General features: G+C 41.8%; 18 protein-coding genes, 2 tRNA genes and 3 pseudogenes. 7 read left to right on the forward strand and 16 right to left on the reverse strand.

The window, feature by feature from the left end:
- Positions 1-131: 131 nt before the first annotated feature.
- From ACMAZF_RS08140 to serS, 5 genes are read left to right on the forward strand one after another with little or no spacing between them, the layout of a single operon-like run.
- Positions 132-2,699, forward strand: coding sequence for a DNA translocase FtsK (locus ACMAZF_RS08140; RefSeq protein ID WP_435277208.1), 2,568 nt, complete (start codon positions 132-134; stop codon positions 2,697-2,699).
- 10 nt (positions 2,700-2,709) lie between these two features.
- Positions 2,710-3,387 carry an outer membrane lipoprotein chaperone LolA gene (gene lolA / locus ACMAZF_RS08145; protein WP_435276880.1) on the forward strand — a complete coding sequence of 226 codons (678 nt, stop codon included), beginning with the start codon at positions 2,710-2,712 and terminating at the stop codon, positions 3,385-3,387.
- 5 nt (positions 3,388-3,392) lie between these two features.
- Positions 3,393-4,721, forward strand: coding sequence for a replication-associated recombination protein A (locus ACMAZF_RS08150; protein ID WP_435276881.1), 1,329 nt, complete (start codon positions 3,393-3,395; stop codon positions 4,719-4,721).
- Positions 4,714-5,082 (forward strand): fluoride efflux transporter CrcB, encoded by a 369-nt coding sequence (gene crcB, locus ACMAZF_RS08155; protein WP_435276882.1) that lies wholly within the window; start codon positions 4,714-4,716, stop codon positions 5,080-5,082. The genes ACMAZF_RS08150 and crcB overlap by 8 nt, the downstream gene beginning before the upstream one ends.
- Before the next feature lie 40 nt (positions 5,083-5,122).
- The gene (gene serS / locus ACMAZF_RS08160; RefSeq protein ID WP_435276883.1) at positions 5,123-6,409 is read left to right on the forward strand and encodes a serine--tRNA ligase; all 1,287 of its coding nucleotides are present in this window, start codon (positions 5,123-5,125) and stop codon (positions 6,407-6,409) included.
- A 181-nt stretch (positions 6,410-6,590) separates the two neighbouring features.
- On the opposite strand, the pseudogene ACMAZF_RS08165 reads toward serS, so the two are convergent.
- From ACMAZF_RS08165 to ACMAZF_RS08180, 4 genes and pseudogenes are all read right to left on the reverse strand, one after another.
- Positions 6,591-6,773 (reverse strand): annotated as a pseudogene (locus ACMAZF_RS08165) (cation acetate symporter); the annotation flags it as partial.
- Positions 6,774-6,927: 154 nt separating this feature from the next.
- Positions 6,928-8,232: pseudogene (locus ACMAZF_RS08170) on the reverse strand (sodium:solute symporter family protein); the annotation flags it as partial.
- A 160-nt stretch (positions 8,233-8,392) separates the two neighbouring features.
- Positions 8,393-8,644: pseudogene (locus ACMAZF_RS08175) on the reverse strand (sodium:solute symporter family transporter); the annotation flags it as partial.
- 10 nt (positions 8,645-8,654) lie between these two features.
- Positions 8,655-8,918 carry a DUF4212 domain-containing protein gene (locus ACMAZF_RS08180; RefSeq protein WP_435276884.1) on the reverse strand — a complete coding sequence of 88 codons (264 nt, stop codon included), beginning with the start codon at positions 8,916-8,918 and terminating at the stop codon, positions 8,655-8,657.
- Between the two features lie 486 nt (positions 8,919-9,404).
- Here ACMAZF_RS08180 and ACMAZF_RS08185 point away from each other — a divergent pair, with 486 nt between their 5' ends.
- Entirely contained in the window at positions 9,405-10,424 is a 1,020-nt protein-coding gene (locus ACMAZF_RS08185) for a GGDEF domain-containing protein (RefSeq protein ID WP_435276885.1), read from the forward strand.
- Positions 10,425-10,797: 373 nt separating this feature from the next.
- On the opposite strand, the gene ACMAZF_RS08190 is transcribed toward ACMAZF_RS08185, so the two are convergent.
- The 7 genes from ACMAZF_RS08190 to leuS form a co-directional block, all read right to left on the reverse strand.
- Positions 10,798-10,874: transfer RNA gene (locus tag ACMAZF_RS08190), tRNA-Arg, on the reverse strand.
- Positions 10,875-10,911: 37 nt separating this feature from the next.
- Positions 10,912-11,003, reverse strand: a tRNA-Ser gene (locus tag ACMAZF_RS08195).
- A gap of 105 nt (positions 11,004-11,108) precedes the next feature.
- Entirely contained in the window at positions 11,109-11,648 is a 540-nt protein-coding gene (locus ACMAZF_RS08200) for a DUF2058 domain-containing protein (RefSeq protein ID WP_435276886.1), read from the reverse strand.
- 54 nt (positions 11,649-11,702) lie between these two features.
- The gene (gene nadD / locus ACMAZF_RS08205) at positions 11,703-12,344 is read right to left on the reverse strand and encodes a nicotinate-nucleotide adenylyltransferase (RefSeq protein ID WP_435276887.1); all 642 of its coding nucleotides are present in this window, start codon (positions 12,342-12,344) and stop codon (positions 11,703-11,705) included.
- Positions 12,344-13,348: a DNA polymerase III subunit delta gene (holA, locus tag ACMAZF_RS08210; protein WP_435276888.1), complete on the reverse strand. Its 1,005-nt coding sequence runs from the start codon at positions 13,346-13,348 to the stop codon at positions 12,344-12,346. The genes nadD and holA overlap by 1 nt, the downstream gene beginning before the upstream one ends.
- A gap of 8 nt (positions 13,349-13,356) precedes the next feature.
- Complete coding sequence (lptE, locus tag ACMAZF_RS08215) at positions 13,357-13,845, reverse strand: LPS assembly lipoprotein LptE (protein ID WP_435276889.1); 489 nt, start codon at positions 13,843-13,845, stop codon at positions 13,357-13,359.
- Positions 13,846-13,938: 93 nt separating this feature from the next.
- Complete coding sequence (gene leuS, locus ACMAZF_RS08220) at positions 13,939-16,527, reverse strand: leucine--tRNA ligase (protein WP_435276890.1); 2,589 nt, start codon at positions 16,525-16,527, stop codon at positions 13,939-13,941.
- A gap of 264 nt (positions 16,528-16,791) precedes the next feature.
- On the opposite strand from leuS, the gene ACMAZF_RS08225 reads away from it, so the two are divergent.
- Positions 16,792-17,289 (forward strand): zinc ribbon-containing protein, encoded by a 498-nt coding sequence (locus ACMAZF_RS08225; RefSeq protein ID WP_435276891.1) that lies wholly within the window; start codon positions 16,792-16,794, stop codon positions 17,287-17,289.
- Here the strand turns inward: ACMAZF_RS08225 and lnt are convergent.
- The 5 genes from lnt to miaB all read right to left on the reverse strand — a co-directional run bounded on the left by lnt (position 17,279) and on the right by miaB (position 22,887).
- Positions 17,279-18,919, reverse strand: a complete 1,641-nt coding sequence (gene lnt / locus ACMAZF_RS08230) for an apolipoprotein N-acyltransferase (RefSeq protein WP_435276892.1) — start codon at positions 18,917-18,919, stop codon at positions 17,279-17,281. The two genes, ACMAZF_RS08225 and lnt, sit on opposite strands and share 11 nt — an antisense overlap.
- Positions 18,920-18,951: 32 nt before the next feature.
- The gene (locus tag ACMAZF_RS08235) at positions 18,952-19,818 is read right to left on the reverse strand and encodes an HlyC/CorC family transporter (protein ID WP_435276893.1); all 867 of its coding nucleotides are present in this window, start codon (positions 19,816-19,818) and stop codon (positions 18,952-18,954) included.
- A gap of 30 nt (positions 19,819-19,848) precedes the next feature.
- Positions 19,849-20,310 carry an rRNA maturation RNase YbeY gene (gene ybeY / locus ACMAZF_RS08240; protein ID WP_435277209.1) on the reverse strand — a complete coding sequence of 154 codons (462 nt, stop codon included), beginning with the start codon at positions 20,308-20,310 and terminating at the stop codon, positions 19,849-19,851.
- Positions 20,300-21,373: a PhoH family protein gene (locus ACMAZF_RS08245; RefSeq protein WP_435276894.1), complete on the reverse strand. Its 1,074-nt coding sequence runs from the start codon at positions 21,371-21,373 to the stop codon at positions 20,300-20,302. Before ACMAZF_RS08245 ends, ybeY begins: the two co-directional genes overlap by 11 nt.
- Positions 21,374-21,459: 86 nt before the next feature.
- Positions 21,460-22,887, reverse strand: a complete 1,428-nt coding sequence (miaB, locus tag ACMAZF_RS08250) for a tRNA (N6-isopentenyl adenosine(37)-C2)-methylthiotransferase MiaB (RefSeq protein WP_435276895.1) — start codon at positions 22,885-22,887, stop codon at positions 21,460-21,462.
- Positions 22,888-22,983 lie beyond the last annotated feature (96 nt).

Below are 22,983 nucleotides of genomic sequence, written 5' to 3' on the forward strand. Positions count from 1 at the left end.
TAATTTTAATAAATAAAATCATTACGTTATTTACGCAACTGTTCAACAGGAGTTCAGCCTTGGTTTCTCACAATAATAATGAATCCACCAAACAGTTGGCTGATACCCCAGCAATAGAAAACGAGCATATTATGGATAGTAATTCTTCTGCATCGACAACATCACAACCTGTTACTGGCATGCAACGCGTTTTAGAAGCGAGCATCGTGACATCAACCTTATTATCATTGTATCTATTATTGGCGTTATATAGCTTTGATGCTGGCGACGCAGCGTGGACCCAAACTGCCAGCGATGAACTCGCTAAAAACTGGATGGGTAATGCTGGTGCTTATTTGGCGGATATTCTATTTGTGAGCGTTGGTATTTTGGCTTACAGCCTACCATTCTTGCTTGCTGGTTTAGGCTATGTGTTATTTAAAGCGCACCATCGATTGCGAGAAATAGATTTTTTTACGATGGGCTTACGTATTATCGGTTTCTTTTTAACGACCTTTGGCATTTTAGCAACGGCGAGTATCAATTTTGATGATATTCACCAAGCATTTTCTGCGGGAGGGATCATTGGCGATATCATCGCTAATGCCATGTTACCTAACTTTAACTTCATCGGAACGACCTTATTATTGGTTTGCTTTATTGCTGCTGGACTTACCTTGATGACCGGTATTGGTTGGATGCAAGTCGTAGAACGCACTGGTGCTGTTGTACTCGCGATTGTGATGTGGATTGTGAAGGGATGCGCAAGTCTTATCAATACCAGTGAACGTCAAACTGATAATGATGAAAATGACGAAGCGCCGCAATTAACTGAAGAAGTATCGCCGATAACTATTGAAAGCGAAGCACAACAATTAGAAGCGCCGCAGATACGGAATATTCAAGAGCCTAAGATTTCATTAGATGATGCTGAAGAATTACCTCAAGAGATTAAGCTAGAGCCAACTACTGGTGTGAATAGTGCTTCACAAGCGCTAGAAGAACATAGTGACCTGCCGTCTTTTAGTGCAGCAAATGAAGATGTCGACATTGACTTAACAATGTATCAACGCCCAGATGATAAGCCATCATCTCAATTGCACCATGAGAATGAATCGCCATCGACGGCTGAACTAGCCCAAGCCATTGCTGCTGTGCAACCTAAAGTGGTTGAAGTCGAGCAAGGCAAAGGAACGATTGATGGATTGCCGCCAGTGCGCCGCTCAACGACGCCGTTGCCATCACTTGAATTATTAGACGCGCCTAAAAAGTTAATTAACCCGATAGCACAAGAAGACTTAGATCGCGTATCACGGTTAGTTGAAGCTAAATTACTCGATTTTAATATCATTGCGAACGTGGTTGATGTGTTCCCAGGTCCTGTAATCACCCGTTTTGAATTGGATTTAGCACCAGGTATTAAAGTGAGCAAAATTTCAGGTCTTTCTAAAGATTTGGCTCGCTCATTGTCAGCGCTGAGTGTTCGGGTGGTGGAAGTCATTCCTGGCAAAAGCGTGATTGGGCTAGAAATTCCCAACGAAAATCGTGAAATTGTTTACTTGCGTGAAAACCTGTCCAGTGAAAAGTTCGCTAACAATAAATCACCCTTAACAATGGTACTGGGTAAAGATATCGCCGGTATGCCGGTTGTTGTTGATTTAGGCAAGATGCCTCACTTATTGGTTGCTGGTACAACAGGCTCTGGTAAATCTGTGGGCGTTAACGCGATGATTTTGTCATTGCTTTATAAATCTACGCCTGACGAAGTTCGCATGATCATGATTGACCCGAAAATGCTTGAGCTTTCAGTATACGAAGGGATCCCACATCTATTATCTGAAGTGGTCACCGACATGAAAGAAGCAGCTAATGCGCTGCGCTGGTGTGTGGGTGAAATGGAGCGCCGCTACAAATTGTTATCAGCGGTTGGTGTGCGTAATCTTGCAGGGTATAACGCCAAAGTGAAAGCGGCCATAGAAGCGGGTGAGCCACTAACTGATCCGCTATGGAAAGCGGGCGATAGCATGGATGAAACCGCGCCGCTGTTAGAAACCCTACCAAGCATCGTGGTTATCGTTGATGAATTTGCTGACATGATCATGATTGTTGGTAAAAAAGTCGAAGAGCTTATTGCCCGCATCGCACAAAAAGCGCGTGCTGCAGGGATTCATTTGATCTTAGCGACCCAACGTCCGTCAGTCGATGTTATTACCGGCCTTATTAAAGCAAACATTCCAACGCGTATTGCCTTTCAAGTATCGTCGCGTGTTGATTCTCGCACTATTTTAGATCAACAAGGTGCCGAGCAGCTATTAGGGCAGGGTGATATGTTGTATTTACCACCGGGTACGGGTGTTCCTACTCGTGTTCACGGCGCGTTCGTTGACGATCATGAAGTCCACAAAGTGGTTGATGATTGGAAATTACGCGGTAAACCGAATTATATCGATGCCATTTTATCCGGTGAAAGTAATGAAGCTATTTTACTGCCAGGTGAAGCGGTAGAAGGCGACGAAGAAAACGATGAGTTTTACGATGAGGCCGTTGCTTTTGTGACCGAAACCCGTCGAGGCTCAATTTCTAGCGTGCAGCGTAAATTCAAGATTGGTTACAATCGCGCCGCTAGATTGATTGAACAAATGGAAGCTTGCGGCGTCGTAAGTTCACCAGGCCACAATGGCACGCGCGAAGTATTAGCGCCGCCAGCGCCAAAGAATTAAAGGAAGTATTATGAAAAAGTCACTATTAACACTCGTTTTATCACTGTCTATAACGGGGTTTGTTGCGCCATCGACGTTGGCGACTCAGCCACCAATGAAAGACATTGAGCTGCACAAGAAGAATGTATTAGACAGCGCATCTAAGGAACTTCGCAGTAAGCTTAATGTTTATAACCAATTTGCAGCGAACTTCTCTCAAACAGTTGTTGATAACAAAGGGCAAGAAATTCAACAAGCCACTGGTTCAATGAAAATGTCGCAACCGAACATGTTTCGCTGGGTCACAAATGAGCCTGATGAGTCAGTTGTCGTCTCTGACGGTCAAAGCGTGTGGATTTACAACCCTTTCGTTGAGCAGGTAAGCGCGTTGGATCTCGATAGCACCATGACGCAATCACCCTTGTGGCTTATTGCTAATCAAAGTGATGAAGCCTGGTTATTGTTTGATGTTAAAAAGAATGGCGAGCGTTATGAAGTGAAGCCTAAAGATCCTAAAAACCTCACCAAAAAGATTGTAATGTCTTTTAGCGATAATAAAATTGCCGCGTTAGATATTCTCGATGCGCAAGGTCAAACAAGTCATTTTGTGTTTAATAATTTTGATTATCAAACCGCCATTGATGCTAATGCTTTCAAGTTTGATATGCCAGAAGGTGTCGACTTTGACGATCAGCGCGGAGCTAAATAAGACCTGTGAGTAGCTTGCCATTTGATTTTTCGCCTGACTTTCAGCCGCTTGCTGCTCGTATGCGTCCGACAAATTTTGAACAATATATTGGTCAATCGCATATTTTAGGTGAGGGTAAGCCGCTGCGCACAGCCTTAGAAGCTGGTCGCGCGCACTCGATGATTTTGTGGGGGCCACCAGGCACTGGAAAAACTACTTTGGCAGAGATCGTTGCTCATTATGTCGATGCTCATGTTGAGCGTATTTCCGCAGTAACATCGGGTGTTAAAGAGATTCGCGCCGCCATTGAAAGTGCCAAACAAGTGGCGCAATCGCAATCGCGCCGAACGCTCCTGTTTGTCGATGAAGTACACCGCTTTAATAAATCGCAACAAGATGCGTTTTTACCTTACATTGAAGACGGTACGGTAATTTTTGTCGGTGCGACCACTGAGAACCCATCATTCCAGCTCAATAATGCGTTGTTATCTCGAGCTCGTGTTTATTTACTTAAAAAACTTGAAAACGACGATATTAAAGCACTCGTGGTACAAGCGCTGGCAGATCAAGAGCGCGGCTTTGGTAAAGAGAAAATATCCTTAGATGATAATGTATTAACAGGCCTTGCTAACGTGGTGCAGGGTGATGCCCGAATGGCGCTTAATTACCTAGAACTGCTCATGGACATGCGTGATGGTCGAGCTATTGATCTGGCGATGTTATCGCAAGTTTGTGGCGACAAAGTTAGCCAGTTTGATAACAAAGGCGACCTTTATTACGATTTAATATCAGCACTTCATAAGTCAATTCGAGGCTCGTCACCAGATGGTGCCTTGTATTGGTTTTGCCGTTTGTTAGCGGTAGGCGGTGACCCCCTTTATGTGGGCAGGCGATTATTGGCTATTGCCTCTGAAGATATTGGTAATGCAGATCCCAAAGCGATGCAAGTGGCTTTGAGCGCGTGGGATTGTTTTCATCGCGTTGGGCCAAGTGAAGGTGAACGTGCCATTGCACAAGCGGTTATTTATCTGGCGTGTGCGCCAAAAAGTAACGCTGTTTATATGGCGTTTAGTGATATGAAAGCGCTGGTGGCCAAAGAAAGTGATTTTGAAGTGCCACATCATTTACGTAACGCCCCTACCAAATTAATGAGGGAGCTTGGTTATGGGCAAGAATATCGCTATGCCCATAATGAAGAAAATGCATTTGCCGCAGGTGAGAGTTATTTACCCCCTCAAATAAAAGACATTGAAGTGTATCAACCAACCAATCGCGGCTTAGAAAGTAAAATTGCGGATAAACTCAACTATTTAAAGCAATTAAATCAACAAAGTGACATCAAGCGCTATGAATAATTTACTACTAATTGGCCTTGGCGGTGCATTGGGCGCAATTTCTCGCTATGGATTGTCACAATTGGCAATTAATGTGTTTGGTAAAGGCTTTCCATTTGGTACACTTATCGCCAATTTTGTAGGTTCACTATTAATGGGGTTATTATTTTCCCTTGTTGAAAGTGAATCGTTAATGCCACAAGCAAGAATTGCCTTAGGTGTTGGGTTTTTAGGGGCGTTCACGACGTTTTCGACATTTTCACTCGATACAGTGTTAATGCTCCAAGCCGGTGAGTTTCAAAAAGCAACATTAAACATTCTTTTCAATTTATTACTGTGTTTAAGCGCGGTGTGTATTGGGTTGTGGTTAGGCAACAAATAATTAAAAACAAATTTAACAGCAAGAAAACAGTGGAAGAAACATGTTAGATCCTAAATATCTTAGAATAGAGTTAGAAGAAACAGCAGCGCGTTTAGCAAAACGTGGTTATGAATTAGATACTGATGCCCTAGCGCAGCTTGAAGAGCGTCGTAAAGTATTACAAGTATCCACGCAAGAATTACAAGCGCAACGTAACTCCCGTTCTAAGTCAATTGGTCAAGCAAAAGCACGTGGTGAAGACATTGCACCATTACTTGCTGAAGTTGGCGAATTAGGCGATCAACTTGACGCGGCAAAAGCTGAGTTAGCAACACTTTTGGGCGATATCGATAATATCACTATGGGCGTACCAAATTTACCAGATAGCGAAGTACCTTTTGGTAAAGACGAAGATGATAACGTTGAAGTATTACGTTGGGGCACGCCACGTACGTTTGATTTTGAAGTGAAAGATCACGCTGATGTTGGTGAAGCGCTTGGCGGAATAGATTTCGCAGCATCAGTTAAACTGACCGGTTCACGCTTTGTCGTGATGAAGAACCAAGTAGCTCGTATGCACCGTGCACTTGCGCAGTTTATGCTTGATCAACACGCTGATAACCATGGTTATACCGAAACTTACGTACCGTATCTTGTTAACAGCGATAGCTTACGTGGTACTGGTCAGTTACCTAAATTTGGTGAGGATTTATTCCACACTAATCCGGCGAATGAAGAGGGTACAGGCTTAAGTCTTATCCCAACGGCTGAGGTTCCGCTAACTAACTTAATGCGTGATGAGATTGTTGAAGAGTCAGCGCTGCCACTTAAATTTACAGCCCATACGCCATGTTTCAGAAGTGAAGCGGGTTCATACGGCCGTGATATTAAAGGCTTAATTCGTCAGCATCAATTTGATAAAGTGGAAATGGTGCAAATCGTTAAACCTGAAACATCAGACGCGGCATTAGAAGAGCTAACCGGCCACGCTGAGAAAATTCTTCAATTGTTAGAGCTGCCGTATCGTAAAGTATTGTTATGTACAGGTGATATGGGCTTCACAGCGGCTAAAACTTATGATTTAGAAGTGTGGTTACCAACGCAAGATTGTTATCGCGAAATTTCTTCGTGTAGTAACACGCGTGATTTCCAAGCGCGTCGTATGCAAGCGCGTTTCCGCAACAAAGAAACGAACAAGCCAGAACTAGTTCATACACTTAATGGTTCTGGTCTAGCGGTTGGTCGTACTTTGGTTGCTATTTTAGAAAACAACCAGCAAGCAGACGGTACAGTAACTGTTCCTGAAGCACTTCGTCCGTACATGAGAGGTTTAGCTCATATCGGCTAAACATTGAATGTCATGAACGATGAACAGCGGTTTAGACGCATGCTCTATCGAGCAATGCTGCTATTGTTCAGCGGTTTGTTGTTAATAATCATCGGCGCTGCCGTGGAATTATTAATAAAGCATGCATAATAAAAAACCAGCGACTAGCGCTGGTTTTTACATAGTAATAAAAGACTATCTATTAGTGATCGTGAGCTTCACCGGCACCTTTAGGAACACGGATAGAGTCGACCATATCTACAACATCTTGCGGTACATCACCCGTTACTTTCGACACAGCAAATGCAGTACCAAAGTTAACTAGCATACCAATAGTACCGATACCTTCTGGAGAAATACCAAATAACCAGTTGTCAGCGGTGTTATACCAATTGCATTAAATATTTGCCCACTTGTACTTGTTATAATTAACTAAAATGGCGTTGCTCTCAATCCTAATAGCCAGCTATTAGTCAATCGAGCGCCTTGTTTTAGCTGATTTTCTCTACGCACAACAAGATCACTTACTTAATGCAATTGGTATTACCTGTTGGATTCACAAATTTGAAATAAATGATATAAGTGGCTGTGAATAACAGACCAGTAATCATACCTGCGATCGCACCTTCTTTGTTCATCTTCTTGCTAAAGATACCCATGATAATAGCTGGGAAGAGCGATGAAGCGGCTAATCCAAAGGCAAAAGCAACTACTGCAGCAACAAAGCCCGGCGGATTAATACCAAAGTAACCAGCCATTATGATACCCGCTGCTGCTGCACCACTTGCCCACATTAACTCTTGCTTGTCTGAAATATCAGGACGTAATGTTTTCTTGATTAAATCATGAGAAACCGACGTTGAGATAACCAATAGTAAGCCAGCAGATGTTGAGAGCGCTGCGGCTAGACCACCGGCGGCAACTAACGCGATTACCCATGCTGGTAAATCAGCAATTTCAGGGTTCGCTAGTACCATGATGTCACGGTCAATTTTCATTTCATTACGTTCATCGCCTGAGTAGAACATTTTGCCATCACCATTTTTATCATCAAATGTGATTAGGCCAGTTTTTTCCCAGTTTTTAATCCAGCTAGGTGCGTCGGCGTATGAAGTACCTTGGCCATAAACTTTAGAGCCATCTTGCATTTGAACTGTTGGACCATTGATTGTTTCAATCATGTTCACACGTGCAAATGATGATAATGCTGGAATAGTGGTGTACATAATACCGATAAATACTAGTGTCCAACCTGTAGAAATACGTGAATCTTTTACTTTAGGAACAGTAAAGAAACGCACGATTACATGGGGTAGCCCAGCGGTACCAATCATTAATGCACCAGTGATACAGAATACATCTAATGTTGATTTTCGCCCTTCGGTATAAGCACCAAATCCTAGCTCTTCGGATAAACCATCGAGTTTAGCAAGTAAATAACCAGATCCATCAACCATTTCACTACCAAAACCAATCTGCGGAATTGGATTACCAGTCATCATCACCGAGATAAAGATTGCTGGTACCATGAATGCGAAGATAAGCACACAGTATTGCGCTACCTGCGTATAAGTAATGCCTTTCATACCACCTAGTACTGCGTAGAAGAATACTACGGCCATACCGATCACAACGCCGGTCTCGATTTCTACTTCTAAGAAGCGAGAGAATACAACACCAACACCACGCATTTGACCTGCTATGTAGGTAAAACATATGAATATTGCACAGACCACGGCTACAATACGTGCTGTGTCAGAGTAGTAACGATCGCCAATGAAATCAGGCACTGTAAATTTACCGAATTTACGTAAATATGGCACCATACATAACGCCAGTAATACCAATTGCATTAAGTAAGTGATCTTGTTGTGCGTAGAGAAAATCAGCTAAAACAAGGCGCTCGATTGACTAATAGCTGGCTATTAGGATTGAGAGCAACGCCATTTTAGTTAATTTTAACAAGTACAAGTGGGCAAATATTTAATGCAATTGGTATAATACATAACCGCCAGTCCATCCTAATAGATACACTAGACCATCAGAGCCGGTAAATGACACGATACCTGCTAATGAAATAAATGACGCTGCTGACATCCAATCTGCCGCTGTTGCCATTCCGTTCATTACGGGTGGTAAACCACCGCCAGCAACATAAAACTCTTTCGTTGATCCCGCGCGGGCCCAGATCGCGATACCAATATACATCGCAAACGTTAGACCAACGATGATATAGGTTAATACTTGTACATCCATCTTATCGCTCCTATTCTTCTACGTTATATTTTTTATCAAGATTGTTCATCTGTTTGACGTAGATGAAAATCAAGGCAATAAAGACATACATGGCTCCCTGTTGGGCAAACCAAAATCCTAACTTAAACCCCATGAAAGTAATTTCATTGAGTTGGTCAATAAATAAAATGCCGCATCCATAAGATACAACAAACCAAACCGCCAATAATTTCAGCATAATCTTCAGGTTTTCTTTCCAATAACCTTCAGCCTGCTCTTTGTTTTCGAAACTCATATAACTGCCCCCTTTTGTTTAATAGTTATGTTGGAGTTACGAAAGTTAATCTAGCAAGCATGCTAGGTATGGGAATCAAGACCTTAGTCTAAATAGTATTTTTGGGATGTGAGAATAAACGCTTCTTAAAAATCAATAAAGCCTAGTAAACAGCGGGTTGTAATCAAAATGTTACAAATCTAGACGGGCTAACTAGGATGGTGTGTTAGACCAAGGTCTAGTAAGTAAATTGCTGTTTTAAAATGGAAATTTATTGATTACTCTAAAATAGATATTCAAGAGAAGCCGACATTATGAGCTAACTACACTTAGAGGTGTAACAAAATATTGCAATTTTATGGTTCTTTATTATTACATGGAGATACTAGTTGGTACTTAGGTTGGTTGTTTAAGGCTGAGCTATCCGTAAACTTGTGATCGTAAAAAAAGATTAGTTTCTTCCTGTTGTTGGAACTATGTTGTTATCCTAATCTTATCGAGGTTACGTTGAAATTTTCTGAAGATTCAAGTCAAGCGGCTAATTACCTTAGGCGAGCAGTACCGAAAATGGTCGAGCATGACATTGTACCCAATCCGCTCAATTATACACTTTGGTATAGTTATTTTTCGCAAGCATACCCATCGCTAAATAAAGCACTCGAAGATACAGTTTCCCGCTATGGTACTTGTCCCGTTGATGTGAGTGAGTCGTTATTTTTGGAGCACATCATTCAAACGGATGACCAACTGAGTCAAAACAATAAGATTCAACAGTCGCTTGTTCATTTAGTGAGTGATTTATCTGGCACCATCGAAAAAACGTCACAAGAGACTGCCGTCTATTCATCGGCGCTTAAAGAAAACATCATGGAGCTGGGAACGTCCGGCCTGAGTGATGAATTGGTACAGAAACTTAACGAGCTGAGTTCAAATGCGAGTGGTTTATGCAGTACTAACGAAGCTTTTCAGTCACAACTTGCCCAAGCACAGTCCGAAATTAATGCGTTAAAGCAAGAGTTAGAAGAGTCTCAATCACAAGCTTCTACCGATGCGCTAACGGGACTTGCCAATAGACGAGTATTTGAGTCGATATTTACCCAACATGCGCATAATGATGACATGCCCATGTCTGTTGTAATGATTGATATCGACCGCTTTAAAAACTTCAATGACACACATGGCCATCTGATGGGTGACCAAATCCTTCAATTCGTTGGTAAGTTGTTAAAACAAGAATGCCCAAAATCAGTTACGCCAGTACGATTTGGCGGTGAGGAGTTCGCATTATTGTGTCCTGAATTAGGGATAGATAATGTGAAGGATATTGCCGAAACCATTCGCACTAAATTATCTAAAGTGGCCTTTAGTAATAAACGCACTGGTGAACGTATTGAGCCTGTGACGGCGTCATTTGGTATTGCGGTCAAACGATCGAACGAAGTACTAGAAAACTTGATAGAGCGTGCCGATAACGCATTATACGCCGCAAAGAATAATGGTCGTAACCAAGTACAATTAGCTTCCTAAGAAAATTATTTCTATTTCATTAGCTATGCGGCCTTGCCCTGCGAGGATATTCTTAACAAGCACTGGCGCGTAGTTATTATACCAATTACATTAAGTAAGTGATCTTGTTGTGCGTAGAGAAAATCAGCTAAAACAAGGCGCTCGATTGACTAATAGCTGGCTATTAGGACTGAGAGCAACGCCATTTTAGTTAATTTTAACAAGTACAAGTGGGCAAATATTTAATGCAATTGGTATTATTGTTTTGATTCAAATCATAAGTGGATTACATGACATGGACGTCATCAAATTATGATAGCTGTGTTAGAAACGGGTCTAATGTGAACGATTTAATGAATATAGATTGATATTAATAGGGAATAAAAAGAAGAAGTGGCGCGCATGGAAGGAGTCGAACCTCCGACCGCCTGGTTCGTAGCCAGGTACTCTATCCAGCTGAGCTACATGCGCGCATCAAATTCCCATTTTATTAATGAATTTAATAAAATGGCGGAGAAGGAGGGATTCGAACCCTCGATGGGATTTAAAGCCCATACTCCCTTAGCAGGGGAGCGCCTTCGGCCACTCGGCCACCTCTCCGTTGACGAGGCATATTATAGAAGTCCTAAAATATGTCAACATCGTATTTTATCAATTGCTTGTTAAATAAACGAATTTAGCGAAATACATTAATTACGCGAATAATTACCACATTAAATCATCTGGGATTTGGAAATCAGCATACGGATCGTCTTCGTCAACTTCAGTCGGTTGATTATCGTTTTGTAGAACGATGTATTGCTCATCAACCGCTGCGATTTTATCGGCGGCTAAGGTCGGCAGTAAATAAATAACGTTGTCAAAATGACAGACAGTGATACGGCCTTTGACTAAGGCATTGTGGTTAACGTCATTAAGTAATAAGCGCTTTACTTTACCGTCTAACACGTAGTTATACTCGAGTTCACCTTCAAAATCTTTGATATGAAGTTGAGCAATCATTTGTTTGACTTTGCCTTGCTCTGATTTTTTATCTAATGCTTGCTTAATGACAGCATTTTTTTCGGCGTCTACAGCGGCTTGCTGCTGTTTTTTTGCATCAATTTCATCTTGAAGTGAGGTATCTGCTTCGACTTGTTTCTTACGAACCGCTTTATTTTTCTTACGTTTTTCACTACGGATTTTGTTTGCAGATTGCTTATTGGCTAAACCTGCTTTTAATAGTTGGTCTTGTAACGACGCCATCTGTGCCTCAATGGGGGAATACTAAAAGATTGGCGAATGATATCAATCACTAATTCAGTTGGCTAGATAAAGTTGATGCGTCGTTATGTATGCTTCGACCGCTGGTGGTGTGAGGAAAGTAATTGGCTGGTTTTCGCTAATTGCTTGGCGCATTTGGGATGATGAGATTGCTAGCGGAAAGGCCTGATGCAGATAGATTCTCCCGCCAAGGTTCACCCGTAAATCATTTATATTTTTAGTTTCATGTTGTGTTAGCAAAGTGTGGGCATCACTTTGTGCTTCAACCTGATAACCAGGACGCTGCGAAACAACGAGATGGCAGTGCTGGAGAATATCTTGCCAACGATGCCATGTGGTGAAATTAACAAAAGAATCCATACCCATTAAAAAGCACAGTGGCTGATCTGGATAGTTATTTCTAAAGTGAATTATCGTATCGACGGTAAACGAAACAGTGGGGGAGTTGATTTCAATATCGCTCACTTTAAGTTGTTGACAGCTTTGTGTTGCAAGCGTCAACATAGTTAATCTATGTGTTGGTGCAATCGTTTCGTGTTGCTTATGGGGTGAAATAAAATTAGGAATTAGGGTTACATGAGCCAATGATAATGCATGGCATATATCAAGGGCACTGCGTAAATGCCCGTGATGAACAGGGTTGAAGGTGCCACCGAACAACCCAATTGGCGTCTTCATTAATCTAAATCACCAGTAATAGTTAACGTGAGTTGGGTTAACTTATCCCAAGGTAAATCATAGGATAATTTAATAGACTGTTCTATATCGCTCAAGATTGCCAGTGAACGCAATAGGGTTTGGAGTGATAATCGTCGCAGCGCTGCATCAAATAACTTTTGCCGCGCAGCCCAAACTCGTGCTTGCTGATAAAGTGGACTGAGTGAGTGCTTTTGACTTTGTGCCTGTTTCAGGTTTATCAATAAAGAAAGTTCGCGATTAAAGGCCCAAAATAGAAGTTGGGGCTCAACTTCTTCTCGTTGTAGGCTCACTAATACTTTAAGCGCTTTATCACAATGGCCTTCAAGAAGCGCATCTTGTAATTCAAATAAACTAAATCGAGATTGGTTGGTTACCCGTTGTTTTAGTCCTGCAACATCTAGTGCATGTTGGCCCACTTGTAATGATAACTTTTCAAGTTCTTGAGACGCTGCCAATAAATTGCCTTCAAACATCTGTGATAGCAAAGAAATGCCTTGCGGTTCAATATTGAGTCGATGTTTGGCTATTTCGCCCTCAAGCCACTTTACAAAATGGTGGCCTTCAGGTTGGGTTATCTGTACAAAAATACCCTTAGACTCTAGCGCCTTGAACCACTTTGCTTTTTGCGCTTCAGCGGTTGCTTTTGGACCATGAATCAACAAAATTGTATCTGGTGATTGGTGCGCTAAAAACTCATTAATTGCTTTTGCGCCTTCTTGACCTGGTTTTAGGCTTGTGAGTTCTAATTCAATTAATTGTTTGTTAGAAAAAAGCGATAGGTTTTGACCCTTGGCGTTTAGGTCATGCCAACCAAATTGTGGTCCTTGAATAAGTGATATCCGTTCATCAAAACCTTGTTGAGTACAAGCATGACGTATGGCATCCACTGTTTGGATCTTTTGTAAAGGTTCATCACCGAGTACCAGATAAACTGGCGCCAACTGATTGAGATGTTGTTTAAGTTGGTTTACATAAATGCGCATACTGGTTATTAAAGTCGACTAAGCTGCTGAATAATTTGGCGTGATGCTTGTTGTCTAATTTCTCTTAGCAACTGTTCGCGCTCACGACTTTTAGCCTGAGCGGTTTGAGGATCGTCTAGATAATCACGGCGAATAGTAACATTAAACAGTTTAGGTTCTTTGTTAGGTTCAATTAATTGATAATCTAATGAGTAGATGAGTTCGTACTCAGCCACTTGTCCTGTTGAAAACAACGATAATGTGCCGCGTTCAAACTTCTCTTTACCCAGACGTAATACAGGTGATGTACTGTTGGTATTTAATTGTACTTTTTGTTGCGATAGTTGCGTTGTAACCAAGCGGGTTATCTCATTAAATTTATCTTGGCTTTGAACATTAAGAGATTGTAATGAAGTAGGCAGTGGATAATGACCTTGGAGACGGAAACCACAGCCAGAGATAATGAACAGTATGGTTGTAATAACACATACTTTTGTGAAATTGTTGATAGGGTGCAAAGGTCACCTCGTCATGATGTTTAGTATTGATAAGGAAAACAGTTACCTGTTTTCCTTATACACTTTTTCCTAGAAATCGATGAAGCCGTTGAACTAATTAGCTACGATATTAACTAGTTTTCCTGGAATAACGATGACTTTACGTACTGTTTTATCTTCCGTGAAACGCAGTACATCGCTATCTTCTAGGGCTAGCTTTTCAATATCATCTCTTGATGCATCAGCAGCAACTTTTAGTTTGGCGCGTAATTTACCATTAACTTGCACGATGATAAGTTTTGAATCTTCAACTAGTGCTGATTCATCAACACTTGGCCAGTCAACAAAGGCAAGATTATCGTCATGACCCAATGCGGCATAGAGCTCGTGACAAATATGCGGTGCAATTGGTGCTAACATTTTTACAATGGCTTCGATTGCTTCGCCTAGAATCGCGCGATCTTGTTCAGACTCTGTTGGCGCTTTGTACAGGCGGTTAACTAATTCCATGATTGCTGCGATGGCTGTGTTAAACGTTTGACGACGGCCAATATCGTCTGACACTTTAGCAATAGCCTTGTGTACTTCACGGCGTAATGATTTTTGTCCGTCATTAAACGCTGAAGCGTTAATCGCAGGAGTCGCGCCTTGTTCAATGTGATTGTAAGCCAAACGCCATACGCGTTTTAAGAAACGGTTAGCGCCTTCAACCGCAGAATCTACCCATTCAAGTGTTTGCTCAGCAGGGGCTGCGAACATAATAAATAGACGAACTGTGTCTGCGCCGTATTTATCAATCATCACTTGTGGATCAATACCGTTATTTTTAGACTTTGACATCTTACTCATACCAGCATGCTCAATTGACTCGCCCGTTGATTTTTGAGTTGCACCGATGATCTGACCTTTGTCATTAGTGATGGTTTCAACATCATCTAATAAGATCCATTGCTTAGTGCCTTTCTCATCAAGCTTAAAGAAAGCATCTGACAGTACCATGCCTTGCGTTAATAGCTTTTTGAACGGTTCGTTACTGTCGACTAAGCCCTGATCGCGTAGTAATTTGTGGAAGAAACGCGCGTACAATAAATGCAAGATTGCGTGTTCGATACCACCGATGTATTGATCAACAGGTAACCAGTGGTTAGCTTGTGCAGGATCTAACATCGCATCTTTAGCGGGTGATGCGTAACGCGCGTAATACCAGCTTGACTCCATAAAGGTATCAAAGGTATCCGTTTCGTGCATCGCAGGCTGACCGTTATAGGTTGTCTTAGCCCATTCTTTGTCTGATTTTATTGGCGAGTTAATCCCGTCCATCACAACATCTTCTGGTAACACAACAGGTAGCTGCTCAGCTGGCACTGGCACGACATCGCCATTTTCAAGATGCAGCATTGGGATCGGGCTACCCCAATAACGCTGACGAGAAACACCCCAGTCACGAAGACGGAAGTTAACTGTTTTCTTACCTTTACCTTGTGATTCTAATTCGCTGGCAATCGCGTCAAGTGCTTCATCTGATGTTAAACCATCAAACTGCGCCGAATTAAACAAAACGCCTTTTTCGGTGTAAGCGGCTTCGCTAATATCAACGGTTTTGTCTTCACTGTCAGTTGCGTGAATTACCGCTTCAATCGACAAGTTATATTTAGTTGCAAATTCATAATCACGTTGGTCATGACCTGGTACCGCCATGACGGCGCCAGAGCCATAATCTGCTAATACAAAGTTAGCAATCCACACGGGTACTTCACGACCTGTTAATGGATGAACAGCGTAGAAAGGCGTTGCGATACCTTTCTTTTCCATGGTTGCCATGTCCGCTTCAGCCACTTTAGTCGTCTTACATTCTTCGATAAATGCCGCGATGTCGCTGTTAGTTTTAGCAGCTTCTAATGCAAGCGGGTGTTGCGCAGCAATACCAACGTACGTTACGCCCATTAACGTGTCAGGACGCGTCGTGTAAACGTCTAATTTGTCTTGACGATCTTTTAAAGCAAAGCTTAAATCAACACCTTCAGAGCGACCAATCCAGTTGCGCTGCATGGTTTTAACTTTTTCTGGCCATTCATCTAGCTCGTCCAAGTCATCTAATAACTCTTGTGCGTATTTGGTAATGCGAACAAACCACTGTGGAATTTCTTTGCGTTCAACCACAGTGTCACAGCGCCAACAACAGCCATCAACAACTTGCTCATTGGCTAATACTGTTTGGTCATGTGGACACCAGTTAACCGCTGATGTTTTCTTGTATACCATGTCCTTTTTGTAAAGCTCAGTGAAGAACCACTGCTCCCAGCGATAGTAGTCAGGCTTACACGTTGCTAGTTCACGATCCCAATCGTAGCCAAAACCCAAGGCACGTAATTGATCATTCATGTAGTCAATATTTTCGTACGTCCACTTAGCCGGCGCCGTTTTATGGTTAATTGCCGCGTTTTCAGCGGGTAAACCAAATGCATCCCAACCCATTGGTTGCAGTACGTTTTTACCTTGCATACGTTGATAACGTGATACAACATCACCAATGGTGTAGTTACGGACGTGACCCATGTGCAGCCGGCCACTTGGGTATGGAAACATTGATAAACAATAAAACTTTTCTTGGCCATCTTTTTCAATAGCTTTGAAGGTGTTGGTATCAACCCAATATTTTTGGGCTTTCGATTCAATTTGCGATGGAGTGTACTGCTCTTGCATTTAACTTTACCTAGGACACTTAACGGCAATCAACCAAGTTGAAGGTGTTGCACGTTTTAAATATGAAAAAATTAGCCATAGGATACAGCCCAAGTTGATTTGCAACAATAGTTAGTTGCCTTGGATGATAAAAAGTTAGTCAAAATTGTGCAATCTGTTGTATCTAGGCGTATATTTTAACTATACCTGTTTCAAATGATGGTGTTCTATTCTCGCACCTTTATCTTGAATCGGGTGAATACGTTGTTCATTGGGGAGTTATTTATGCAAACTGATAAGGCAATATTTAAAACTGGATACCATAAGTTGTTGGAATCGTTACAACGTCGTTGGTTAGAGCATGGCAAAAAAGATAGTTTAGACGTGCTCATTGCTACTGGCATGGACAGTTATCGATTTAATCACGACATAAGTGATGAACAACTGCGTGATATTGAGTGGCAGTTAAAAATTGATCTCACTGAATTTATCAGTGATTCACGGCAAAACCCGGCGCTAATCAATTCTCCGTCCTACCTTGCGATGGAATCAACTATTTGGCAATGGGCCTTAGCAATAAGTGATAAGTGCCAAATAGAATGGCTAGAACTGAGTGAAGATATAAAACACGATGGGCTTTACCAGACGAACGATGTGGTAGGGCTAGGGCAGTTTCTTTGTTTACAATGTTCAAGCGCTATCTTGGTTTATCATCCGCAAGCCTTAAGCACCTGTGCTCGGTGCCAAGGCTCGCAGTTTAGGCGAATCGCCTTTAGTCCTTAGTTAATGAATAACCGTCATTTATCGTCGCCAGTTTTTGTGTCAAGCGATTCTGGCGATGGCCAGCTAACATGCAAATTCCGAGCAAACACCCAAACAAAATCACAAACGGTGTCTGGCCATGGCGGTAAAAGAAGGTTTCACCAGTGACAGTTTTGACGTTTGCTCGCAGTACGGCTTCTTTGAATTGAGGTAGCTTATTCACTATCTTTCCATATTGATCGACGATAGCAGTTACCCCAGTGTTAGTCACTCGAATTAAAGGTCTTCCTAATTCAACGGCGCGCATTTGAGCGATTTGCATATGTTGGTGTGGCCCGATGGACTCACCGAACCACGCGTCATTAGAAATCGTCAGTAGAAAATCTGTATCTGATTTCATGTTTGCCCTGACTAGATCGCCGAAGGCTATCTCATAACAAATAGCCGGTGAAAACTTAAAACCCCTTGCTGTTAAATTGTTTTGTGCCCAATCTCCACGGGCAAACGAAGACATTGGCAAATTAAACAAAGGCGCTAAAGGACGTAACAGCGACTGTAAAGGCACAAATTCACCAATGGGTAACAATTGATGCTTATAATATCTATTATCATGATTTGGCTGATAAATTCCTCCAATATTACGACTGTCAGTGGCATTGCCGACAGTCATGATGGCGTTAAAGTAATCATGATTAATGGAAGACGGTGGCTTAGCTGCGAGGTTTGGTGCGATATCTTTCTTTGGGGTGCGGCCAATAATACCGGTGATTATGGCGCTGTCATTAAATGCTGCTGCCGAATCCATTAATTTTAGATAATCTTGGACCCAGCCTTCAACGGCTGGCATAGCAGCTTCAGGCCAAATGATGACATCACTATCAAAATGCTCTCGGCTTAAATCCATATAACGAGTAATAGTCGGCCACATGGCCTTAGCATCCCATTTTGCACTTTGCTCAATGTTGCCTTGAATAAGCGCAAGGTTGACGGAGCGATCTTGCTCAATTAACTGATGTTGGCTAGTTAGGCTAAAACTACCAAAGGCAACTATGATGAGTACAATTGCACTTTTAAAGTGACGCTTTATGGTGTAAAAGGCGAGGGTAGATAACAAGCAAATAATGGCTGACAAGCCCAACATTCCAACGACCGATGCGGCGCTACCATAAAGCCCGGTTGTTTGGCTATAACCTAATGATAACCATGGGAATCCCGTTAATACGATACCGCGTAGATATTCTGTCACTAACCACGCACTGGTGAACAACAACACATTAAATAATGGCCATTGTGGCTGACGATATTTAATGAAGAGATAACAGGCCAATGCTGGATATAGGGCAAGATATAGTGCAAGTAACAGCATCAAGATTAATGTCACTATCAGCGGCAAACCGCCAAAAATATCCAATGACACGTGAACCCAACGCAGACCTGCTAAAAATAGACCACACCCGAATGCTAGGCCAACGCCAAATGCTGTCCTAACCGAATTAACTTTATGATGATGTAGCAACGCGAATAGAGCGATTAATGAAACGGGAACTGCCCATTGCTGATCATAGGGTGCAAACCCAAAATGGGCGAAAATACCGGCTAGAAATGCAATGGCAGGTAAGATAAAAAAACGCCCCTGAAGGGCGTTTAACATTGGGGGGAATCCCATAAACTACTTAAATCCTATTAAGTTTGCGACTCTGTTGTTGGTACTTTAACTTGCAATTGTACTAATCGTCGCGAATCCGCTTTAATGACTTTAAATTGATAGTCCATAAGTTGAATCTCTTCACCACTGCTCGGTAAATGTCCAAACTCTTTGGTGATTAAACCGCCAATGGTATCAACTTCAGATTCATCAAATTTTGTATCGAAGTATTGATTAAAATCTTCCAGAGTTGTTAATGCGGCTATTGAATAAACTTGCTTACCAACTTTTTTGATATCTTCGGTAATGGTTTCATCAATGGCTGATTCATCTTCAATTTCACCAACGATCTCTTCAAGGATATCTTCGATGGTAACGAGTCCAGATACGCCGCCATATTCATCGACAACGACAGCCATGTGATAGCGCTTAGCACGGAACTCACGCAACAATACATCTACTTTTTTACTTTCAGGAACGATGACACAAGGACGAATAATATTGCTAATTACTTGGTTTTCGATATCACCATCAAGTGTTAGCGGGATAATGTCTTTGGCTAACAACATTCCTTCGACATTATCTTTGTCTTCAGAAATAACAGGGAATCGAGAGTGAGAAGATTTGGTAATCACTTCAATTGTTTTGGCGATAGTATGGTTATTTTCTAATACAACCATTTGAGAGCGCGGGATCATGATATCTCTCACGCGCTTGCGCGACACATTAAGCACACCATGGATCATGTCTTGGGTGTATGAATCAATTAATGCACGATCGCCTGCATCTTGGATAAATTCAACTAATTCTTCTTGGCTTTTTAATTCGCCTTGGAACATTTGCCCGATACGCTCTAGCCAAGTTTTGTTAGTTGTTTGACTACTTGGAGGTTTGTCTTCACTCATTGCTGATTATTTTTCCTACGATATTTGAAATTATAATATGTCGTCACGATAGGGATCGTCAATCGCTAATGTGGATAATACTTTCTTTTCAAGCGACTCCATCTCAAGTGCTTGATCTGGTTTAATATGATCCATTCCTAATAAATGTAACGAACCATGTATCACCATATGCGCCCAATGATCATTGAGTGCTTTTTCTTGTTCAATTGCTTCTTGCTCGATAATTGATTTACAAATGACGAGATCACCAAGTAAATTGAGTTCAACCATTGGCGGCGCATCAAATTCAAATGACAACACATTGGTTGGTTTATCCTTACCGCGATACTCTGAGTTAAGTGCTTGTGACTCTTCAGGTTCAACCAAACGGATCGTCACTTCGGCATTTGGTTTTACATCTTTTAATGCCGCTGTTAACCAGGTGATAAACTGGGCTTGAGTGGGTAAACCGGATTCGTCACAGGCAATTTGTAAATCAAGATCAATCATTATTAGGTGACTCTTGCGCTACTGTTTCTTGCTTAGCCATCTCTTGCATCGCCCTTTCTTGTTTGCGAACAGCATTGGCACGATTTTCGTTATCTTCATACGCTTGATACGCATCAACCACACGTGCAACTACTTGGTGGCGTACGATGTCGCGTGATTGGAAGAAATTAAAGCTCACAGAATCGATATCGCTGAGTACTTCAATGGCTTGACGCAAACCACTTTTTACGTGGCGCGGTAAATCAACCTGCGTAATATCACCTGTGATAATCGCTTTTGAATTAAAACCGATACGGGTTAAGAACATTTTCATTTGTTCTGTGGTGGTGTTTTGAGATTCATCTAGGATCATAAATGCATCATTGAGTGTGCGGCCACGCATATAGGCTAGTGGGGCGATTTCAATGACATTTTTTTCAATCAGTTTTTCGACTTTCTCAAAACCGAGCATTTCAAACAGTGCATCATAAAGTGGACGTAAATAAGGGTCTACTTTTTGGCTTAAATCACCGGGTAAAAAACCGAGTTTTTCGCCGGCTTCAACTGCTGGACGAGTCAATAAGATACGGCGTACTTCTTGGCGTTCTAATGCATCTACAGCGCAAGCAACAGCGAGATACGTTTTACCGGTACCGGCAGGACCCACACCAAAACAAATATCATTAGCTTTGATATTGGCAACATAGTCTTGCTGGTTTAAGTTGCGCGGCTTAATAATGCCTTTGCGAGTTTTTATGTAGAACTCGTTACCTTGATTGGCCACTTCATCTTGTTCAAGCGCGCGACATTCTTCAATAGCCATGTGAACTTGATCCGGCGTCAACTCTGCTGCTTGTCCATTAACTGGGGCAGTTTCAATATAGAGATCTCGTAACATGTCTGATACAGGTTTAGCGATTTCAGGGCGGCCAATGATTTGAAAGTGATTGTCTTTATAGAGAATTTCTACGCCCATGCGACGCTCTATTTGCTTTAGATTGTCGTTAAACGGACCACATAGGTTGATTAAACGAGCCTGTGTCGGTGGCTCCATATAGGTATCAACGGTAATAATGTTTTTAGCCAAGAGTTAACTGTTCCTTTTTGTTGATGAAAACGAAAGACAAGTTGTTGTCTTTCGTTTTTCCCTAGCGCAAATATAAAGCTAGATTCTTACGGTGTATATATTCCGACACCTGATTCATCAATAGATTCATTGTGCTTTGCTAAGATTGACTCAGGTGACGTATCAACACGTAATCCCATTTCACCTTCACCGCGCACGAATTCACCACGTAATGAGTTAGTGAATACATCGACAACTTTCACGTCGGCAAAACCACCGATCAAGCTGTGTGGACCTTCGAAGTTAATCACGCGATTATTTTCAGTTCGGCCACGTAATTCCATCGGGTTTTTCTTTGACGGGCCTTCAACCAAAATACGTTGTTCAGTATTGAGCATATGGCGTGCATGTTGAAGTGCTTGCTGATTAATGCGATGTTGCAATAGACCAAGACGCTGCTTTTTCTCTTCCATCGGCACATCGTCAGGAAGATCAGCCGCTGGAGTACCAGGTCGAGCACTGTAAATGAAGCTAAAGCTCATATCAAAATTGATTTCTTCGATAAGTTTCATTGTATCTTGGAAGTCTTCATCTGACTCGCCAGGGAAACCAATGATAAAATCACTGCTCATTGCGATATTAGGGCGCACTTTGCGCAATTGGCGGACGGTTTTCTTAAACTCAATCGCCATATGATTACGCTTCATTAGATTTAGAATGCGATCTGAGCCTGATTGAACTGGCAAATGTAAGTGATCTACTAATTCTGGCACATCAGCATACACCTCTACTAAACGCTGAGTGAACTCAACAGGGTGGCTCGTTGTATAACGAATACGGTCAATTCCATCAATCGAAGCAATTAAGCGAATTAAGTCAGCGAAATCACAAATATCATCTTCAAAGGTAGCGCCGCGATAAGCGTTTACGTTTTGACCTAATAAATTAACTTCACGTACACCTTGCTCAGCTAATGACGCCACTTCATATAAAACGTCATCAAGTGGACGAGAAACTTCTTCACCACGAGTATAAGGTACAACACAGAAGCTACAGTATTTACTACAACCTTCCATCACAGATACAAAAGCTGTTACGCCATCGGCTTTAGGCTCTGGCAGTCGGTCAAATTTTTCAATTTCTGGGAAACTTACATCGATAACAGTCTTTTCACCTTGTTGGATCTTTGAAATCATTTCTGGCAAACGATGTAATGTTTGTGGGCCGAAAATTAAATCAACAAAATGAGCACGTTCTCGAATGGCTTTACCTTCTTGAGATGCAACACAACCGCCGACACCAATAATGGTTTCGGGCTTTTTATCTTTAAGTGTTTTCCAGCGCCCTAGTTGATGGAAAACCTTTTCCTGGGCTTTTTCCCTAATTGAACAGGTGTTAAGCAATAATACGTCTGCTTCTTCCGGTTCTTCGGTTAATTCGTAACCGTTATAGTCATTAAGCAAGTCGCCAATTTTCGATGAATCGTATTCATTCATCTGACAACCCCAAGTTTTAATTAAAAGTTTCTTGGCCATAAAAATTTCCATCACTGAGCGCAAAAAATAGCGGCACATTTTACCTAAGGCTTTTAACAAAGACTAGTTTAATTTGTGTAAATGACCGTTTGTTAT

Origin of the sequence: Psychrobium sp. nBUS_13, from assembly GCF_051201665.1 — a bacterium.
In the GTDB taxonomy this organism is placed as follows: domain Bacteria; phylum Pseudomonadota; class Gammaproteobacteria; order Enterobacterales; family Psychrobiaceae; genus Psychrobium.